Origin of the sequence: Synechococcus sp. RS9916, assembly GCF_000153825.1 — a bacterium.
Taxonomy (GTDB): domain Bacteria; phylum Cyanobacteriota; class Cyanobacteriia; order PCC-6307; family Cyanobiaceae; genus Synechococcus_C.
Genome location: NZ_DS022299.1, coordinates 1,349,558 through 1,365,901, shown reverse-complemented (window position 1 = coordinate 1,365,901; position 16,344 = coordinate 1,349,558). Strand labels below are relative to the sequence as shown.

24 protein-coding genes and 1 tRNA gene are annotated in these 16,344 nt (G+C 57.3%); 15 read left to right on the top strand and 10 right to left on the bottom strand.

What is annotated here, in order from left to right; translation table 11 throughout:
• The first annotated feature begins 117 nt into the window (after window positions 1-117).
• Entirely contained in the window at window positions 118-267 is a 150-nt protein-coding gene (locus RS9916_RS14870; protein ID WP_232199548.1) for a hypothetical protein, read from the top strand.
• A gap of 435 nt (window positions 268-702) precedes the next feature.
• Here the strand turns inward: RS9916_RS14870 and RS9916_RS15280 are convergent, their stop codons facing one another.
• The 3 genes from RS9916_RS15280 to RS9916_RS07390 all read right to left on the bottom strand — a co-directional run bounded on the left by RS9916_RS15280 (window position 703) and on the right by RS9916_RS07390 (window position 2,825).
• Entirely contained in the window at window positions 703-828 is a 126-nt protein-coding gene (locus RS9916_RS15280; protein ID WP_007098702.1) for a hypothetical protein, read from the bottom strand.
• 283 nt (window positions 829-1,111) lie between these two features.
• Complete coding sequence (locus tag RS9916_RS07395) at window positions 1,112-2,263, bottom strand: hypothetical protein (RefSeq protein WP_232199547.1); 1,152 nt, start codon at window positions 2,261-2,263, stop codon at window positions 1,112-1,114.
• Window positions 2,264-2,636: 373 nt separating this feature from the next.
• Entirely contained in the window at window positions 2,637-2,825 is a 189-nt protein-coding gene (locus tag RS9916_RS07390; RefSeq protein ID WP_007098700.1) for a hypothetical protein, read from the bottom strand.
• 376 nt (window positions 2,826-3,201) lie between these two features.
• On the opposite strand from RS9916_RS07390, the gene RS9916_RS07385 reads away from it, so the two are divergent.
• The 12 genes from RS9916_RS07385 (at window position 3,202) to RS9916_RS07345 (ending at window position 8,283) form a co-directional block, all read left to right on the top strand.
• Window positions 3,202-3,456, top strand: coding sequence for a Nif11-like leader peptide family natural product precursor (locus tag RS9916_RS07385; RefSeq protein ID WP_007098699.1), 255 nt, complete (start codon window positions 3,202-3,204; stop codon window positions 3,454-3,456).
• 235 nt (window positions 3,457-3,691) lie between these two features.
• Entirely contained in the window at window positions 3,692-3,907 is a 216-nt protein-coding gene (locus RS9916_RS07380; RefSeq protein ID WP_007098698.1) for a Nif11-like leader peptide family natural product precursor, read from the top strand.
• Between the two features lie 192 nt (window positions 3,908-4,099).
• On the top strand, window positions 4,100-4,327 hold the full coding sequence (locus tag RS9916_RS07375; RefSeq protein ID WP_007098697.1) for a Nif11-like leader peptide family natural product precursor: 228 nt from the start codon (window positions 4,100-4,102) through the stop codon (window positions 4,325-4,327).
• A 210-nt stretch (window positions 4,328-4,537) separates the two neighbouring features.
• Complete coding sequence (locus RS9916_RS07370; RefSeq protein WP_007098696.1) at window positions 4,538-4,807, top strand: Nif11-like leader peptide family natural product precursor; 270 nt, start codon at window positions 4,538-4,540, stop codon at window positions 4,805-4,807.
• Between the two features lie 412 nt (window positions 4,808-5,219).
• A complete protein-coding gene (locus RS9916_RS14865) occupies window positions 5,220-5,375 on the top strand; it encodes a hypothetical protein (protein WP_007098694.1) in 156 nt (51 codons plus the stop codon).
• Window positions 5,376-5,414: 39 nt separating this feature from the next.
• On the top strand, window positions 5,415-5,576 hold the full coding sequence (locus RS9916_RS15125; protein WP_007098692.1) for a hypothetical protein: 162 nt from the start codon (window positions 5,415-5,417) through the stop codon (window positions 5,574-5,576).
• A 96-nt stretch (window positions 5,577-5,672) separates the two neighbouring features.
• On the top strand, window positions 5,673-5,933 hold the full coding sequence (locus RS9916_RS07365; protein WP_050752257.1) for a Nif11-like leader peptide family natural product precursor: 261 nt from the start codon (window positions 5,673-5,675) through the stop codon (window positions 5,931-5,933).
• 43 nt (window positions 5,934-5,976) lie between these two features.
• Complete coding sequence (locus tag RS9916_RS07360) at window positions 5,977-6,240, top strand: Nif11-like leader peptide family natural product precursor (RefSeq protein ID WP_007098690.1); 264 nt, start codon at window positions 5,977-5,979, stop codon at window positions 6,238-6,240.
• 274 nt (window positions 6,241-6,514) lie between these two features.
• A complete protein-coding gene (locus RS9916_RS14130) occupies window positions 6,515-6,835 on the top strand; it encodes a Nif11-like leader peptide family natural product precursor (protein ID WP_007098689.1) in 321 nt (106 codons plus the stop codon).
• 294 nt (window positions 6,836-7,129) lie between these two features.
• A complete protein-coding gene (locus RS9916_RS07350; RefSeq protein ID WP_007098687.1) occupies window positions 7,130-7,426 on the top strand; it encodes a hypothetical protein in 297 nt (98 codons plus the stop codon).
• Window positions 7,427-7,769: 343 nt separating this feature from the next.
• Window positions 7,770-7,946, top strand: a complete 177-nt coding sequence (locus RS9916_RS14860) for a hypothetical protein (RefSeq protein ID WP_198003411.1) — start codon at window positions 7,770-7,772, stop codon at window positions 7,944-7,946.
• A gap of 109 nt (window positions 7,947-8,055) precedes the next feature.
• The gene (locus RS9916_RS07345) at window positions 8,056-8,283 is read left to right on the top strand and encodes a Nif11-like leader peptide family natural product precursor (RefSeq protein ID WP_007098686.1); all 228 of its coding nucleotides are present in this window, start codon (window positions 8,056-8,058) and stop codon (window positions 8,281-8,283) included.
• Window positions 8,284-9,003: 720 nt separating this feature from the next.
• Here the strand turns inward: RS9916_RS07345 and RS9916_RS07335 are convergent.
• Complete coding sequence (locus RS9916_RS07335) at window positions 9,004-9,189, bottom strand: hypothetical protein (protein ID WP_007098683.1); 186 nt, start codon at window positions 9,187-9,189, stop codon at window positions 9,004-9,006.
• 159 nt (window positions 9,190-9,348) lie between these two features.
• A tRNA-Arg gene (locus RS9916_RS07330) sits at window positions 9,349-9,422 on the bottom strand.
• A 68-nt stretch (window positions 9,423-9,490) separates the two neighbouring features.
• Between RS9916_RS07330 and RS9916_RS07325 the strand changes: the two genes are divergently transcribed.
• Window positions 9,491-10,264: a hypothetical protein gene (locus RS9916_RS07325; protein ID WP_007098682.1), complete on the top strand. Its 774-nt coding sequence runs from the start codon at window positions 9,491-9,493 to the stop codon at window positions 10,262-10,264.
• A gap of 18 nt (window positions 10,265-10,282) precedes the next feature.
• Here RS9916_RS07325 and RS9916_RS07320 read toward each other — a convergent pair whose 3' ends face one another.
• Window positions 10,283-10,510: a hypothetical protein gene (locus tag RS9916_RS07320; RefSeq protein WP_007098681.1), complete on the bottom strand. Its 228-nt coding sequence runs from the start codon at window positions 10,508-10,510 to the stop codon at window positions 10,283-10,285.
• A gap of 19 nt (window positions 10,511-10,529) precedes the next feature.
• The gene (gene rsmI / locus RS9916_RS07315) at window positions 10,530-11,405 is read right to left on the bottom strand and encodes a 16S rRNA (cytidine(1402)-2'-O)-methyltransferase (protein WP_038024344.1); all 876 of its coding nucleotides are present in this window, start codon (window positions 11,403-11,405) and stop codon (window positions 10,530-10,532) included.
• Between the two features lie 124 nt (window positions 11,406-11,529).
• On the opposite strand from rsmI, the gene RS9916_RS07310 reads away from it, so the two are divergent.
• On the top strand, window positions 11,530-12,444 hold the full coding sequence (locus tag RS9916_RS07310) for a 3'(2'),5'-bisphosphate nucleotidase CysQ (RefSeq protein ID WP_156777502.1): 915 nt from the start codon (window positions 11,530-11,532) through the stop codon (window positions 12,442-12,444).
• A gap of 116 nt (window positions 12,445-12,560) precedes the next feature.
• Here the strand turns inward: RS9916_RS07310 and RS9916_RS07305 are convergent, their stop codons facing one another.
• The 3 genes from RS9916_RS07305 to rseP all read right to left on the bottom strand — a co-directional run bounded on the left by RS9916_RS07305 (window position 12,561) and on the right by rseP (window position 16,337).
• Entirely contained in the window at window positions 12,561-14,726 is a 2,166-nt protein-coding gene (locus RS9916_RS07305; protein WP_007098678.1) for a polyribonucleotide nucleotidyltransferase, read from the bottom strand.
• A gap of 155 nt (window positions 14,727-14,881) precedes the next feature.
• Window positions 14,882-15,184: a 30S ribosomal protein S14 gene (rpsN, locus tag RS9916_RS07300; RefSeq protein WP_007098677.1), complete on the bottom strand. Its 303-nt coding sequence runs from the start codon at window positions 15,182-15,184 to the stop codon at window positions 14,882-14,884.
• A 61-nt stretch (window positions 15,185-15,245) separates the two neighbouring features.
• Window positions 15,246-16,337 (bottom strand): RIP metalloprotease RseP, encoded by a 1,092-nt coding sequence (gene rseP / locus RS9916_RS07295; protein ID WP_007098676.1) that lies wholly within the window; start codon window positions 16,335-16,337, stop codon window positions 15,246-15,248.
• Window positions 16,338-16,344 lie beyond the last annotated feature (7 nt).

The following is a 16,344-nucleotide window of genomic DNA, read 5'->3' as shown; positions in this document are numbered from 1 at the left end:
CAACCGTGCACTGGGGTTCACCAGAAGGGCTGTGACCTTGAAGGAGTCGAGGGGGCAACACCCCACACATCACTCAATCACTTCAAAACCATGTCTGAATTCAACGCTCAAGCTCAAATGATCGAACTGACTGACGACCAACTGGAACTCGTCGAGGGTGGCCGTTCTCAGACTGCCAACACAGTCGTCGACTTCGTTCCTTTTGTGGGTCCAGTCAACCGACTTTCTCAGTCCATGGGTGGACCAACCATTGGTGATCTGTTCTGACGAATCACCTTCTGATCGAAGAGAAGAGGCAAAAAGCCCCGCCACACGGCAGGGCTTTTTTTTTGGCTATGCGCAGGAGCGAGGGGCCTACAAGCGAGGCTGTGAAACGGTTCTGAGCTGTTCACCTGAACCTCACCAGAACTTTCCTGTGTCCCCACCACAGCCAAACACTGGGGTTCACCAGAGGGGTTGGGAGCTTGAAGGAGTCGAAGGGGCAGAGCCCCACACATCACTTTCAACCCATGGTCACCGCCCTTCTGATCTCTTTCACCGTCATCGGCATGCTCGCCACCCACGAAGAGCAAACTGCGTTAGACCGCATTGAGGATGGTTTGAATGCGCGGGTGCGATAAGCATTCCGCTCGTTTCGCTGCCATACCCGAAACCCCAATAGAGCCTCAGCCCGCGCCGGTGGTCGACTTGGGCGCCGTGCCATCAGGCCAATCGCCTCAACAGCAACACCGCATCCATGGCCGTGAGCGTCACGGGTGCATGGGCATCAGTCGAACGCTTCAGCTGCGTTTGAAAGCATTGCCCCTCAGCCACTGTGATGGTGGTCACTAGGTGTCCCAGGTGGATCCTGAAAAGCCTTGCGGTAACTGAACGCCCCCTGTTGGATTCGAACCAACGACCGGCTGCTTAGAAGGCAAACGAGACGCCAGTCATAGCAAGGGTTTTCGGGGCTATTACTGGGCTTTTAAGTCCAGAGGGCGCCCTAGGGTATCCCGGAAAGGGGCGTTTCTGGAGACATTGGCGCCCGGTGTCTCCAGTTTTGAAACGCGGCCCTGAGAGCGACTGCCTTATGGGCAGCCGGTCGGGATGCAACCTGGCTTCAGGCAGAGGGTTAAACGTCGATCTCCGGCCCTGACGGCAGAGTCTTGGCGCGATGGATTTCAGCGGCGGCTTCGAGCTTGTGGCCGCTGTAAAGCCATCCCTGGGTGTCGAGGAACGTGAGCATCTTGATTAGGTGCTCAACCTTCTCCGTGGCTTCCTTTGAAGCCTCTCTGTTTTCAGCTTCCCAGCGCTCCACACCATCGGCGTCGATGTATTGATCGAGCACGTCGGTGATCAGCTGCTGGGCTGCCTCGGGTCTGGTGATGAGGGCGTTGGCCTCCACCTTCCGTGGCCCGTGTTCAGCGAGGTACTGCTGAACGTGGGGTTTGTTGTGATCTGGGTGGCCTGGATCGTTCAGATCCCTCCCGCTGGAGGTCTCCAGCCCATCAATCCACAGCAGGTCGTTGTCTTCGATGAAGTCGGTGTTCAGGCCGAAGCGAACGATCTCCAGGCCTTCCATTGAATAGAGAGCCCGGCTGAATTCGTAGGACATGGGAATGTCCTGCTCAGCTAGCAGCACCTCAGCAATGGGCCGAAGGTTGCTGCGGATCATGTCGCTGATCTGAACCCCTGCTGGGTCGTGGTCGCCGCAGTAGAGGATCACCGGTTCCAGGTTGTTATCCCTGGCCCAGACGACCTCCTGCACGACATTGGCCCGACTGTTGATGTCAGCCCAGCCCTTGCCCGTGAACCGCTTGATGGCGGGGTGCATGGCCGGCTCGAACAGCTTCACCAGATCAGCCTTCTCAGTCCAGAGGATTGGGTAGCTGTGCTGGTACTTCCAGAACGATGCAGGCCACCACTGACGGGCTCTTGCCTGCATGTCACGGATCTCGCTGTTGATGTAATCCCGTGCGGTCTTCTCTTTGTCGTAGACATCAGCGCCGGTCATTTGCCGGGCATCGTCCTTGGCAACGAAACGGCGCGGGATCAACGGCTTGCCATCGCTGTCGAACGATTTGCGGGCATCCGCCAGCCACTTGGTGGCCTTGGTGAAATCACCCTTGGTGATGATGTGCGCGTCCTCGAAGAGGTAACACCAGGACCGCGAGCCAGGGGAGAAGCCAAGGCTCTCAACGGTCTGTTGCATCCACGCACGAAAGAACGCCATCTCGGATTCGTATTCCTTCCGGCGTTGCAGAGAAACGCGACCTGAGCCCATCTTGGGCAGGCGCGTTGGTGCAATTTGAATCATGAGCAGAATTTCCTGAAGGGTTGAAATTCCGCCTGAAGCCAAGTTTTCAAGGTGCGGGCGAAAACGGACTCAAGAGTCGGTTTTCAAAAAGCCTGTAACAGCAACGCTTTTCAGCTAATTGACTGTCTGAGAGGGCGCTAAGTTACACCTTCCCGATAAATGTATATTAACACAAACTCCGACCAATGTCAACCCCCTAAGTATCAGTATTGCTTATATTACAGATAAGCTTAGCTTATATATAGAGGGCTCAATTAATGCCCCTAAATAATAACTAGAGGGGTGAAAGGCTGCAATGAAAATCCGTTTGAGGGTCGCCGGCCTCTTACGGAAATCCATATCAGACCTCAGCCCTCTGGGATTGATGCACCGGGTGATGGGTCGACTCCTCCCAGCTCTCCAGCACCAGATCCCGCTGCAGGTGAAACAGGCACCGGCCCAGCAGCGTGGTCGCCTCCCCCAGGTCTTCCTCACCGATCAGGGCTACGCATCGGGCCAAATCGAGGTGATCACCCCAAGGGATCGGCATCGGCGCGCAGTCGCAAGCCTCCAGTTTGGCGGCCCAAGCACAACAGCTGCCAAGAAGAAGAAGTGGGAGAGTCCAACAATTAATGCCCTAACCGCATCACCCAAGAACAGGGATGTACGGGTGCACGACAATTGCACTCCGTGGCACTTATGTATCTTGAATGGAGAAATCGGAGGACCTATGTGGTGAACTCTACTAAAACTTATCACTCAACGCCCCTGCAATCACAGGGGTTTTTTATTGCTTCAATCACCCCAAATAGCACACAAATCAGCCTTCAATACCTGGCACCATCGCCCGCATTTAGCGGGCTTTTTTATTAGATGCAGACAACGCTGCCGACCGTTGCTATGACTGCTGAACAGACCTGATACTCATGTCAGAAGAACAACTCAAGGCATTCCTGGAAAAAGTCAAGGGCGATAGCAGTCTTCAGGAGAAGCTCAAAGCAGCTGCTGACAATGATGCTGTTACTGCGATTGCCAAGGAAGCAGGGTTTAGTATTTCTGCTGATGACTTGAAGAACGCTCAATCAGAACTTTCAGATGAGGAACTGGAAGGCGTGGCTGGCGGGGAAGCGACTGGTGATTATCGCGCCTGTCGAACGTGGCGTGGCTGGCGGGGGTGCTGACTGGTGACTGTGGGGGTTGCTAATCGGACTGTCGATGTGTGCTGTTGCTGTGTGTGACTGAGCCTACTCATCAAAGCCCCTGCAATCACAGGGGTTTTTTATTTCTTCAATCACCCTCAAGCAGTCACAAATGTCTTCCGATACCTGACACCATCGCCCGCATTTACTTGCCTTTTATTGCTATCTGACATCGCTACTGACCATTGCTATGACTGCTGCAGCGACCTAGCCAGCTATGTCTAAAGAGCAACTCAAGGCATTCCTAGAGAAGGTCAAAGGCGACCTCAATCTCCAAGAACGACTTAGGGCAGCCAAGTCACAGGATGAAGTGGTGTCTATTGCTAAGGAGCACGGTCACGACTTTGGCACCGAACACATCAGCCAACTCAGTGAAGAGGAGCTGGAAGGCGTGGCTGGCGGAACTGATGTTATTCCCGGAAATAAATGGTAAACCCTTTATTTAAAACCCTAGAACCCTAAAGCCCCTGCAACCGCAGGGGGTTTTATTTCTTCAATCACACCAATAAGACCACTAATCAGCTTCCAATACCTGGCACCATCGCCCGCATTTAGCGGGCTTTTTTATTGCCAACTGACAACGCTACCGACCGTTGCTATGACTGCTGAAGTGACCTAGCCCGCCATGTCAGAAGAGCAGCTAAAGGCATTCCTTGAGAAAGTCAAAGCAGACACCAGCCTTCAAGACCGACTCAAGGCAGCTAAGTCACAGGATGAAGTGGTGTCTATTGCTAAAGAGCACGGTCACGACTTTGGCACCGAACACATCAGCCAACTCAGTGAAAAGGAGCTGGAAGGTGTGTCTGGTGGGAACCAGGTCCAGTGTAACTGGAAGAACGAGAGTTGTTGCTAACTGGAAGCGGTCAGTCATGGTACTGTGTGTGAGTGAGACTACTCATCAAAGCCCGTGCAACCGCGGGGGGTTATTTGATCAATCACCCCAAAAAAACCCTTCACTCAGCCGACCAATACCTGGCACCATCGCCCGCATTTAGCGGGCTTTTTATTGCCAACTGACAACGCTGACGACCATTGCTATGACTGCTGTATCAGCATCTATCCCATGTCTGAAGAACAACTCAAAGCCTTCCTAGAGAAGGTCAAAGGCGATACCAGTCTTCAGGAGAAGCTGAAAGCAGCTGCTGATGCCGATGCTGTTACTGCGATTGCCAACGAAGCAGGGTTTAGTATTTCTGCTAATGACCTAACTAAGCTTCAATCTGAGCTTTCAGACGAAGAACTGGAAGGCGTGGCTGGAGGTGGGAAAACTGGACTGCGTGGCCGTGGCTGCTGGGGGACTTGGACCAATGGTGGCTGGGGATGGTGTCCATAATAGTGCTAGTGAGCCTACTCATCAAAGCCCCTGCAACGGCAGGGGTTTTTTAATGCTTCAATCACCCCAAAAAGACCATAAATCAGCCTCCAATACCTGGCACCATCGCCCGCATTTAGCGGGCTTTTTTATTAGATAGTGGGCTCGGTGGTGCATCCGCAGATGACCCCCACCACCGTCTCCGTGGCAGACGACTAGCTACGAGCGAGGGTTTTTTATTGGCTATCTGCAGGAGGAGGAGACCCATAAACAATGCTGTGACTGGGTTCTGAGCCGTTCACCAGAACCTCACCAGACCTTGCCTGCATCCACACCACATCCGTGCACTGGGGATCACCAGAAGGGCTGTGACCTTGAAGGAGTCGAGGGGGCAACACCCCACGCATCACTCACTCAACTCACTTTCAAAACCATGACCACTTCTAATCACGCTCAAGCCGACGTCACTGCTGAGGATCAGATCCTTGAACTGACCGAAGACCAACTAGAGGCTGTCGAAGGTGGCTTCTTCCATACGCTGCCACCGCTTATCGACACCCTTGACATACTCCATCACTTAACAAAGTAATTTTCTGACCGCTTAATTCACTCAACTCACTTCAAAACCATGACTGAACTCAACACCCAAGCCCAGATCATCGAGCTGACTGACGACCAACTGGAACTCGTCGAAGGTGGCAGTTTCGAGCGAAGGGTGAATGAGACCCATATGTTGCCCATCACCCTCCCCCTATGGATAGCGGGCCACGGACCTGCCCCATATCGATGATCCATTCACCAACAATCAGCCCAAGCCCCGCCACGAGCGGGGTTTTTTATTGCCTGCCGACCGATGCTATGACTGCTAAATCGACCGATGCCAGCTATGTCTAAAGAGCAGCTCAAGGCGTTCCTGGAGAAAGTCAAAGGCGACCTCAATCTTCAAGAACGACTCAAGGCAGCTAAGTCACAGGATGAAGTGGTGTCTATTGCTAAAGAGCACGGTCACGACTTTGGCGCAGAGCACATCAGCCAACTCAGTGAAGAGGAGCTGGAAGGCGTGGCTGGTGGAGGGATAATAGGGGTGGATAAAGCGACGAGAGCTGACTGCCGAAAGACTTCCGACCCCGAGAGCTGCCAATTCTGAGCCTCATGGATTCTGAGCCTACTCATCAAAGCCCCTACAAACCATGTCATTAGAGCAACTCAGAGCCTTCCTAGAAAAGGTGAAAGGCGACACCACACTTCAGGAAAAGCTAAAAGCAGCTAAGTCATCTGATGATGTTGTGAGCATCGCTAAAGAGCACGGCCACGAATTCACTGTTGATAAGATCGCTGAACTCAGTGAAGAGGAACTGGAAGCCGTGGCTGGCGGAGCGTGGTGTCTGGAGTGTATTTATAGGACTAGCGTGGGTAAGATAAAACTCAGTGATGGGTGGTGTAAGGTTAACTAGAGCCTAGCGACTTTAGTATATTGAAGGATGAATCAAAGCCCCCTGCAACCGCAGGGGCTTTTTATTTCTTCAATCACCCCAAAAAGACCATCAATCAGCCTCCAATACCTGGCACCATCGCCCGCATTTAGCGAGCTTTTTTATTAGATAGTGGGCTCGGTGGTGCATCCGCAGATGAGCCTGACCGCCGCTGCCGTCGAGACCACCCCGCCATGAGCGGGGTTTTTTATTGCTTGCCGACCGCTGCTATGACTGCTGTATCAGCATCTATCCCATGTCAGAAGAACAACTCAAAGCCTTTCTAGAGAAGGTCAAAGCAGACACCGGTCTTCAAGAGAAGCTGAAAGCAGCCAGCGATGCCAATGCTGTTGCTGCGATTGCCCAAGAGGCTGGGTTTAGTATTTCTGCTGACGATTTGAAGAAGGCTGAATCAGAAATTGTAGAAGAAGTCCTTGAAGGCGTGGCTGGTGGTCTTGCTGGTGGGGGCTGCAGCGTGACTAATCAATCGATACTGCCTGGCATGCCTGCTCCTGCTCCTATTGATCATTCCCTTCTCAATTCCGCTATTCCTGGGTTCCTCCGCAAAAGGAGCTGATGATTCTGTACTGCCTCCTTCAGGTTACACACTCAAAGCCCCTGCAACCGCAGGGGTTTTTTATTTCTTCAGTCACACCCATAAGCCAGCAAATCAGCCTTCAATATCTGGCACCATCGCCCGCATTTAGCGGGCTTTTTTATTAGATAGTGGGCTCGGCGGTGCATCCGCAAATGCCCCCTGTGACCAAGATCACAGAAACCGTTGACCCAGATCAATGAAGCGGGTGGCGATCACGGCGATGGTGTGTGAGTCGGAGGGAGACCTCCACCACACTTCACCCAACAAAAACCAATGACGACTTCTTTCATCAACGAGACCACCGTCGACCAAGAGCTTCAACTCGCCGAACTGTCTGAACTGAATGGCGGCATCGCTTGGGTCGCGCCGGCGGTTGCAATCGGTGCAGCCTTTACCCTCGGCTGGCTGACCAATGAGCTTTGGGACGAAGTCAAAGAAGACGTCGCTGATGCCATTCACGACGCCATTAGCGATGAAAAACAAGGCGACTGTGGCCAGAACTCTGGTAGCTATCGGGAAGAGCCCGGCTCCCGTGGTGGTGGCAAAGGCCGCAAGCCCGTCTTGAAGTGAGTTGAACCCGGGGAGCCTGATGCTCACGCGATGAGCTGAAAGCAATACAACACCAACGAGTGGGAAAGCAGGGCGGTCTTCGATGAATGTGGCTGATCCATCCCCCGGCAAAAAATCAGATCACTGCCCCGCCACAAGCGGGGTTTTTTATTGCCTGCATGCAAGAGGAGTGGACCCATAAACAAGGTTGCGACTGGGTTCTGAGCCGTTCACCAGCACCTCACCAGATCCTGGCCTTTCCTCCACCACTTCCATGCACTGGGGATCACCAGAAGGGCTGTGACCTTGAAGGAGTCGAGGGGGCAACACCCCACACATCACTCACTCAACTCACTTCAAAACCATGACCACTCAAACTTTCGACGCTCAAACCATCAACGAAGACGATCTGGAGGCCGTGCAAGGCGGCGGATTCTTGAAGGATTTCGTCAATGGTGTCGTTGACTTCACTCCTGCTGGCCCTGTGAACCGCACGATCCAACAAGCTGGCGGTTCCATTGGTGATCACGTCGTTAGTTGAATGACGACCACCGTTTGATCGAAGAGAAGAGGCAAAAAGCCCCGCCAGGAGCGGGGTTTTTTATTGCCTGCCGACCGTTGCTATGACTGCAGAAGCGACCTAGCCAGCGATGTCCAAAGAGCAACTCAAGGCATTCCTACAGAAGGTCCAAGGCGACACCAGTCTTCAAGACCGACTTAAGGCAGCTAAATCACAGGATGATGTGGTGTCTATTGCTAAAGAGCACGGTCACGACTTTGGCACCGAACACATCAGCCAACTCAGTGAAGAGGAACTGGAAGGCGTGGCTGGAGGAACGATACTTATTCCTGGACATTTTAATGGAAAATGGTTGTAGGGTAAACCCTTTATTTAAAACCCTAGAACCCTAAAGCCCCTGCCAGTGCAGGGGCTTTTTATTGCTTCAATCACCCCAAAAAGACCATCAATCAGCCTCCAATACCTGGCGCCATCGCCCGCATTTAGCGGTCTTTTTTATTAGAAACTAGCCAGAAAGTTGTCGGCACAGGAGCGCTTGACGATTTCTATCTGATTGATCAAAAACCTCCGAGAGTCAGGACGATCTGAAGAGATCCCAAGCCCACCAGGAAGGACCCTCCAAGCAAGATCAAATCTTTACGGGAATTAGCCATGGGGAGAAGGGCCGTGCCCAGAAGCAACGCTCCCATGAATCTAAAGAAAATCGGTAAAGCCAATATTTAGATGGATTACACCTTTTCATTCTTTCACACGCCTGTTACCCAAGTTCATGAAAAACCTGTTGCAATTGGGACTTGAGCCCTCTGGCTTCATATCTCTTAACCAGAGGGCACGCCTCTAATCGCAGCTCATTCTCCAGCTATCCCCGAAACGTTGAGTCACTTCGATGCTGCTCGGGAATGCATTCGACACCAGCGGCTGGGTGATGATCGCCATCGCTAGGAGGCTGATCGAGAAGGGCATCGCAAGACGAATCCAGTCCTCTTTTCTCATGATCAGCAGGAGTGTTGGCTCCCTCGACCATGGCCTAGGTGGGACCCTCCATGCTCACTGGGTCGTTGGGGTGTGAAGGGAATGCCTAAAGATCGGCCCAGGCGTCAGCACCGCCCTCAAGGAACTGCCGGCAGCGACGCCGCGCACGGTGGTGCTCTGCTGGTGAATGGAACTTGGCCTGCAGCGCGTCCTGTTCGTGCAGCCCAGCCCAGCGACCACGAAGCGCTTCATCCTCAGCGTGAGCCCGTGGTGGCTTCCGGTGACGGGCCATCAGCCCAGACGCCTCAACAGCAATACAGCATCCATGGCCGTCAGCGTCACGGGTGCATGGGTATCAGTCGACCCCCTTCACCAGCATTTCCCTTTAAGCACCGTGATGGTGGTCACTAGGTGTCCCAGGTGGATCGTGAAAAGCCTTGCGGTAACTGAACGCCCCCTGTTGGATTCGAACCAACGACCGGCTGCTTAGAAGGCAGCTGCTCTATCCAGCTGAGCTAAGGGAGCACCGTTGCATTTTGGCAGCAGGCCCCGGGGCAGCGGCACCTAGAGTTGCTTTCTGTGCAATGTCCTCCATGCCTGCGAGCCGGCTCACCGACAGTCAGAAGCAGGATCTGGTTGAGCGTTACAGCGCAGGCGAAGCGAGTTCGGTTCTCGCTGAGGCCTTTGGCTGCAGCGTGAATACGGTGAGCCGCACGGTGCGAACCCTGCTGCCTGCTGAGGAATACAACGCGCTCAAAGCTGCACGTGCAAAAGGGGTGCGGCCGGTTGCTGCAACTTCGGTGGCTGACGTAGAGCCGGCACCAGCTCCGGAGCCTGCAGTAGTGCCAGCGCCTGAGCCAGAGTCAAAGACTGCAGGCTCTGAAGCCAGCCAGCAGATCCTGGCCCTGGATGACGTTGATGATTGCAATGCCGCCGAATCGGCCGGGGCTGGTGATCAGGAGGCTGAGCTGAGCGACGCGGATCACGATCCCGCCAATCAGTTTCATGAGGTGGCGATCCTCACCGGCATCACCCACGCCGACAGCCATGTGCCCGTGCCCACCCAGCCTCTGGGGCCAGGGGTGCTCCCTGAAAGCGTTTACATGCTGGTCGACAAGGTGGTGGAGCTTGATCCCCGCCCCCTCAGCGATTTCCCCGAGCTGGGTTCCCTTGATCCGGTGGATCAAGAGCGTCAGGCCATCGGCCTGTTTGCCAGCCCGCGCACGGCCAAGCGCCAGTGCGGCCGCAACCAGCGGGTGATTCGGGTGCCTGACACCACGGTGTTCACGCGCACCTCCAGCTATCTGCTGGCCCGCGGCATTACGCGTTTGGTGCTGGAAGGGTCGTTGATTGCCCTTGATGCTTAGAGACTGTCCAGCTTGAGATCAGTCTCGCTGGGGCGGCATCAGCAGGGCGGCAAGGGATCCACCGCTGAGCACGCCCAGAACCGTGCTGACGCCCACGATGAAGCCTGTGGGTAAGGGTGCGGTTTTACCGATGCCGAGGTTGAGTGCGCGGCGTTCGCTGAGGTTCTGGGCGCCCAGGCAGAGCACCAGCAGCAGCAGACCGGCACCACCGCAGCTGAGCAAGAACAGGCGGAGGCGCTGCACCATCGACTCAGTGGAAGTTGTCTCAGTCTGCGTCCTCATCGCCATCCGTGTCGGATGTGTTGTGCAGTAGGGCGTAGAGCTCCCGTTTGGATCGACCGCTTCCTTGGGCGAGTTGCTTGGCGGCGGCATTGGCACTGAGACCACCCTCGATCAATTGCTGCAACGCGTCGCGCCAATAGGCGTCGCCGTGGTCTTCTGCGACGACTTCCGGTGCCCCGCCCAGCACCAGGGTGAATTCCCCCTGGGGTTTGTGGACGCTGAAATGTGCGAGAGCTGAGGCCACCGTCGGTCCCACCTGCTGTTCGTGGCGTTTGGTCAGTTCGCGGGCCACCTGCAGGGGGCGGTCACCGCCGCAGAGCGTCAACAGGTCGTTGAGGAGTTGCAGCAACCGGTGCGGTGCTTCGTAGATCACGGTGGTGCGCGGCTCTGAGGCGATTGCGGCCAGGCGCTCCTTGCGTTGTTTGCCTTTGGGGGGCAGGAAGCCTTCAAAGCAGAAGCGGCCACTGGGCAGTCCGCTGCTCACCAGGGCGGTGGTGGCGGCACAGGGACCCGGCACACAGATCACCTCTCGCCCTGCGCTGCGGGCTGCAGCGACCAGGTCTTCACCGGGATCACTGATCCCTGGAAGGCCGGCATCGCTGATCACCGCCACGCTTTGCCCTTGTTCGAGCAGGTCCAGCAGTTGGGGAATGCGGCCGCGGGTGTTGTGTTGATGAAAGCTCAGCCGTTTCCCTTGAGCACCCAGGGCACTGAGCAGTTGGCCGCTGTGGCGGGTGTCTTCGCAGGCGATCACATCCGCCGTCGCCAGCACCCTGCGGGCTCTCTCGGAGAGATCCCCCAGATGTCCGATCGGTGTGCCCACGAGGTACAGACTCCCGCCTGCAGGTTCCTGAACCATGCGAGTGCGACGCGCTCTGAAGGTGTTGCCGTCACCGCTGACGGTGTTCTCGAAGTCTGGCACTGCGCTCTGGGCTCTGGCATCGGGGTGTCGATCACAATGTCCCCACTGTGTGAGCACCCTGATGTCCCCTTCCGTTGCGTTACCCGACGGCATCAGCCAGGAGGCGTTGGTCGCGTCCTTGCGCCCGTTGTGCTGGGGAGCGGCGGACATCCTGCGGGCCTACGCCCGTGGCGATCAGCCGCCCCATGGTTTTCCCAAGGCCTTGAGCGTGGATGATGGCGGTGAGGGCCCTGTATCTGCCGCTGATCTGGCGGTGAACCAGTGGTTGTTGGATGGTCTTCAATCGGCGTTCCCATCCGCAGGCTGGACGCTGCTGAGTGAGGAAACAGCGAAGGAGCAGCTCACAGACGGCGAGCCTCTGGCTGCCGATTGGCTGTGGATCCTCGATCCTCTCGATGGCACCAAGGATTTCCTTCAGGGCACCGGTGAATACGCGGTGCATCTGGCCTTGGTGCATCAGCAACGCCCCGTGGTGGGAGTGGTGTTGCTGCCGGAAGTGGACGAGCTCTGGTTCGGCGTGGTGGGCGATGGCACCTGGTGTGAAAACCGTCAGGGTGAGCGGTCACCGGTGCGCTTCAGTGACAGAACCGCGGTTTCGGATCTGATCCTGGTGGCCAGCCGCAGCCACCGTGACGACCGACTGGTGAAGCTGATTGACACCCTCGCGCTCGGCGGTTCCAAAGCGGTGGGCAGCGTTGGCTACAAGGTCGCCACGATCCTGCGCGGGGAAACTGACCTCTACGTCTCCCTCTCCGGCAAGAGTGCTCCTAAGGACTGGGACATGGCTGCTCCGGAAGCGGTGCTGCTGGCTGCAGGTGGTGCCTTCACCCATGCCGACGGTCAGCTCTTGACCTACAACACCGGCGATGTGCGTCAGGCGGGCTGCCTGATCGCCAGCCATGGCCAAGCCCATGCTGAGCTGTGCGCTCAGTCGGCGAAGGCGATGGCCACGATTGATCCTGGTTTTCAGGTCTGAAGAACCGGTCTCAGGGGGGCAAAGTCCCCCTTCTGGTAGGTGTTGGCAGTGTTGGACAGGCACAAAAAATCCCCCACCAACAGGTGCTGGTGGGGGATTGAAGGTCAAAGCCTGACTCAGGTGAGCGGAGCCACGGGGGTGGGGGCAGGCTCGGGTGCGGCTTCTTCGCCGTTCTGAGGCACGCCTCGGAGGGTGAGGTTGATGCGACCGCGGTTGTCGATCTCGCGCACGCGCACGGTGACTTCGTCGCCCACCTTGACCACGTCTTCCACCTTCTCCACCCGTGCTTCGGAAAGCTGGGAGATGTGGATCATGCCTTCCTTGCCAGGAAGGATTTCCACGAAGGCGCCGATCGGGATGATCCGGGTGATCGAGCCGGTGAAGACTTCGCCTTCGTTCACCTTGCGGGTCAGGCCCTCGATGATGCGCTGCGCTTCTTCAGCCGCAGCACCATCGTGGGAAGCGATCGTGACGATGCCGCTGTCCTCGATGTCGATCTTGGTGTTGGTGCGCTCGGTGATGCCCTTGATGGTGCGACCACCGGGCCCAATCACGGTGCCGATCAGTTCGGGATCGATGCGGAAGCTGAGCAGGCGAGGAGCATGGGGTGACAGACCCTGACGGGGGGTGTCAATCGCCTCCATCATCTTCTCGAGGATGTGCAGGCGGGCAGGACGGGCCTGGTTGACGGCATCAGCCACAGTGTTCACCGGCAGGCCGGTGATCTTCATGTCCATCTGCAGGGCGGTGATGCCCTTGTCGGTGCCAGCCACCTTGAAGTCCATGTCGCCAAGGAAATCCTCGATGCCCTGGATGTCGGTGAGGATGCGCACCTCGTCGCCTTCCTTAATCAGACCCATGGCAGCGCCGCTCACGGGTGATTTCAGGGGAACGCCGGCATCCATCAGCGCCAGGGTGCTGCCGCAGACCGAGCCCATGGAGGTGGAGCCGTTGGAGCTCAGCACCTCGCTCACCACCCGCACCACGTAGGGGAAGGTGTCTTTGGCGGGCAGCACGGGAATGATGGCCCGCTCGGCCAGCGCGCCGTGGCCGATCTCGCGGCGACCGGGCGAACGCATCGGACGGGTTTCACCCACCGAGTAGGGGGGGAAGTTGTAGTGGTGGAGGTAGGTCTTCTCGTTGCTGGGGTTGAGATCGTCCATCTCCTGGGCATCGCTGGGGGTGCCCAGCGTTGCGGTGGAGAGCACCTGGGTCAGCCCCCGCTGGAACAGACCGGAGCCATGCACGCGCTTGGGCAGCACACCAGCGGCGGCACTGATCGTCCGCACTTCATCCAGAGCACGACCATCCACGCGCTTGCCGTCTTTGACGATCTGCTGGCGCATCAGCTTCTTGGTCAGAGCCTTGAAGCTGTTGGGCAGGGCCTTGCCGTTGGTGCTAACAGCAACGCGCACCGGGTCGTCGTCCTTGAGACCCTGAATCGTTTCGGCTGTGGAGGTGCGAATCGCGTCGAGCTTGTCGTCGCGCTCACCTTTGGTCTGGTCGAACTGCTTCAGCACCTCGCCGATGGCCTTGGTGCAGTTCTTCTCCAGATAGGTCGGCAGGGTTGCGTCGACTTCGGGAGTGGTGGGAATGACCTGCTCAATGCCGGCCTCTTTGAGGATGGCTTGCTGGGCCTTAATCAATTCGCACACCGCTTCGTAGCCGAAGTCGATGGCTTCAATTACGTCCTGCTCGGGAAGCTGATTGGCGCCGGCTTCCACCATCACCACACCTTCAGGTGTTCCAGCCACCACCAGATCCAAATCGCCGCGTTCAATTTCGCGGTAGCTGGGGTTCAGAACAAAGTCGTCGCCGAGAAGGCCAACACGCACCGCTGCCATGGGGCCTTGAAAAGGAATGCCTGCCATCAAGGTGGCCAGGGACGCTCCGGTGACCGCCAGCACGTCGGCGGGCACGCGCTCATCGAGCGACATGCAGGTGGCCACGATCTGAAGGTCGTCGCGCAGCCAGTTGGGGAACAGCGGCCGCATCGGCCGGTCGATCAGGCGGGAAATAAGGGTGGCCCGCTCAGGAGGGCGACCTTCGCGGCGCATGAAGCTGCCGGGAATGCGGCCAGCGGCGTAAAGGCGCTCCTCGTAATCGCAGATGAGGGGCAGGAAATCGATGCCTTCACGACCGGAGGATCGGGTGGCGGTCACCAGCACGGAGGTGTCGCCGCACTCAATCATCACTGAGCCGCCGGCTTGGGGGGCATAACGCCCCGTGGTCAGTCGAATCTCCCGACCATCGAAGGAGATCGACTGTGTCTGACCTTGCACTTGCGCTTATGTCTTTCTGTCAAGTCCCATTCTGTCATTTGATTGGAACAGTTGCCCAGTCCCCGCCGGAATCCGCGCCTTGGAGCGCATAAAAAAAGAGGTGCTGTTGCACCTCTTTGGCTTGTTTGATGTGGGCTTGTCAGCCAGCACAGAGATCACCAGCTGGACTTGACCACGCCAGGAAGTTCACCTTTGTGAGCGCGCTCGCGCAGCTGGTTGCGGCACAGGCCGAAATCGCGATACACACCACGGGGCTTGCCGGTGGCCCAGCAACGATTGCGAACGCGGTTGGGGGCGCTGTTGCGGGGCAGGCCCTGGATTTTGCGGTGGATTTCCAGACGCTCCATGGGGTCCTTGGCAGCGTTGAACGCTTCCATCAGAGCCGCGCGCTTAGCCGCATAGCGCTCAACCATCTTTTTCCGCTTCACATCGCGGGCGATCATCGACTTCTTGGCCATACAGGCGGTCGTTCTATGCGGACTAATCCACCACGATACCTGTTGGCCTGCCCCCAACTCCTCAGCGGCCGGTGAGCTGCTGCACCAGCGGAAGTTGGCTGGTGTCGCGCACGATCAAGACAACGCTCAGGCCCAGCAGCAGCAGCAGTCCTGATTGCATCACCGCCATCTGAAAACGCTCAGGCAATGGTTTGCCCCGCACCGCTTCCGCCAGCAGCATCACCAGTTGCCCCCCATCCAGCAGGGGTAGGGGCAGGGCATTCAGCACACCAAGGTTGATGGAAATCAGGGCGGTGAACAACACCAACCCGCCGCCGCCTTGGCTGCTGAGCTGGGCCCCCATCTCCACGATCTTCACCGGACCACTCACCTGCTGGGCGGTTTGGCCGAAGTTGGTCACCAGGCCGCTATACCCCACCACCGTGTTGCGGATCATGCCGATGAACTGGTCGCTGCCATAAGCCACGGCCTGCAGCGGGTTGGAGGCGGGATGGAGATCGCCGCTGAGATTGGCCTGCAGTTGCGCGCCGATTCGCCCTTGTCCGTCGCGGTCGACTGGCGTCAGGGTGAGCGGGCGATCCGAGCTGGCGTCACCAGCGCTGCGGCTGACCAGGTTCAGGTTTTGATCTGGCGCGGTCTTGATCAGGTTCACCAGCGAACGCACAGCCTCCTGGCCGCTCCCAAGCACGTCGCCGTTGATGCTGAGAATCTGATCACCCGCCTTCAGCCCTGCACGGGCGGCGGCTTCACCGGGCTGCACGGCGACCACCATCACCCCGGGTTCGGGTGAGGCGGGAATGCCCACGAACGCCGATTGCCCCACCAGCACCAGCCAGGCCAACAACAAGTTGGCCAGCACGCCGGCGCTGATCACCAAGATGCGTTGGGGAATCGGCCGATTGCGCAATAGATCCGGGTCGTCGTCAGGAATTGTGCTGTTTTCGTCGTCATCGGGGAACGACACGAATCCACCCAGGGGCAGAAGCCGCAGGGCGTAGGTGACCCCGTTGTGCTCTCGCTTGAGCAGGGCTGGCCCGAATCCCACAGAAAATCCATTGACCCGGATCCCCTGGCCTACGGCAGCCAGGAAGTGGCCCGCTTCATGAATGACCACCAGCAGGCCGAGGGCCAGCAGTGCCGCAAGAACGTTCACGCCGTCG

What these genes read in the sequence shown, in the direction of transcription:
- RS9916_RS07395 (WP_232199547.1), bottom strand. Translation starts at nt 2,263, where the DNA reads ATGGGCTCAGGTCGCGTTTCTCTGCAACGCCGGAAGGAATACGAATCC.
- RS9916_RS07365 (WP_050752257.1), top strand. Translation starts at nt 5,673, where the DNA reads ATGTCTAAAGAGCAGCTCAAGGCGTTCCTGGAGAAAGTCAAAGGCGAC.
- RS9916_RS14870 (WP_232199548.1), top strand. Translation starts at nt 118, where the DNA reads ATGATCGAACTGACTGACGACCAACTGGAACTCGTCGAGGGTGGCCGT.
- RS9916_RS07360 (WP_007098690.1), top strand. Translation starts at nt 5,977, where the DNA reads ATGTCATTAGAGCAACTCAGAGCCTTCCTAGAAAAGGTGAAAGGCGAC.
- RS9916_RS15125 (WP_007098692.1), top strand. Translation starts at nt 5,415, where the DNA reads ATGACTGAACTCAACACCCAAGCCCAGATCATCGAGCTGACTGACGAC.
- RS9916_RS07345 (WP_007098686.1), top strand. Translation starts at nt 8,056, where the DNA reads ATGTCCAAAGAGCAACTCAAGGCATTCCTACAGAAGGTCCAAGGCGAC.
- RS9916_RS07335 (WP_007098683.1), bottom strand. Translation starts at nt 9,189, where the DNA reads ATGGCCCGTCACCGGAAGCCACCACGGGCTCACGCTGAGGATGAAGCG.
- RS9916_RS14865 (WP_007098694.1), top strand. Translation starts at nt 5,220, where the DNA reads ATGACCACTTCTAATCACGCTCAAGCCGACGTCACTGCTGAGGATCAG.
- RS9916_RS14860 (WP_198003411.1), top strand. Translation starts at nt 7,770, where the DNA reads ATGACCACTCAAACTTTCGACGCTCAAACCATCAACGAAGACGATCTG.
- RS9916_RS07385 (WP_007098699.1), top strand. Translation starts at nt 3,202, where the DNA reads ATGTCAGAAGAACAACTCAAGGCATTCCTGGAAAAAGTCAAGGGCGAT.
- RS9916_RS07310 (WP_156777502.1), top strand. Translation starts at nt 11,530, where the DNA reads ATGTCCCCTTCCGTTGCGTTACCCGACGGCATCAGCCAGGAGGCGTTG.
- RS9916_RS07370 (WP_007098696.1), top strand. Translation starts at nt 4,538, where the DNA reads ATGTCTGAAGAACAACTCAAAGCCTTCCTAGAGAAGGTCAAAGGCGAT.
- RS9916_RS07380 (WP_007098698.1), top strand. Translation starts at nt 3,692, where the DNA reads ATGTCTAAAGAGCAACTCAAGGCATTCCTAGAGAAGGTCAAAGGCGAC.
- RS9916_RS07350 (WP_007098687.1), top strand. Translation starts at nt 7,130, where the DNA reads ATGACGACTTCTTTCATCAACGAGACCACCGTCGACCAAGAGCTTCAA.
- rpsN (WP_007098677.1), bottom strand. Translation starts at nt 15,184, where the DNA reads ATGGCCAAGAAGTCGATGATCGCCCGCGATGTGAAGCGGAAAAAGATG.
- rsmI (WP_038024344.1), bottom strand. Translation starts at nt 11,405, where the DNA reads ATGGTTCAGGAACCTGCAGGCGGGAGTCTGTACCTCGTGGGCACACCG.
- RS9916_RS07375 (WP_007098697.1), top strand. Translation starts at nt 4,100, where the DNA reads ATGTCAGAAGAGCAGCTAAAGGCATTCCTTGAGAAAGTCAAAGCAGAC.
- RS9916_RS07390 (WP_007098700.1), bottom strand. Translation starts at nt 2,825, where the DNA reads ATGCCGATCCCTTGGGGTGATCACCTCGATTTGGCCCGATGCGTAGCC.
- RS9916_RS07320 (WP_007098681.1), bottom strand. Translation starts at nt 10,510, where the DNA reads ATGGTGCAGCGCCTCCGCCTGTTCTTGCTCAGCTGCGGTGGTGCCGGT.
- RS9916_RS14130 (WP_007098689.1), top strand. Translation starts at nt 6,515, where the DNA reads ATGTCAGAAGAACAACTCAAAGCCTTTCTAGAGAAGGTCAAAGCAGAC.
- RS9916_RS07325 (WP_007098682.1), top strand. Translation starts at nt 9,491, where the DNA reads ATGCCTGCGAGCCGGCTCACCGACAGTCAGAAGCAGGATCTGGTTGAG.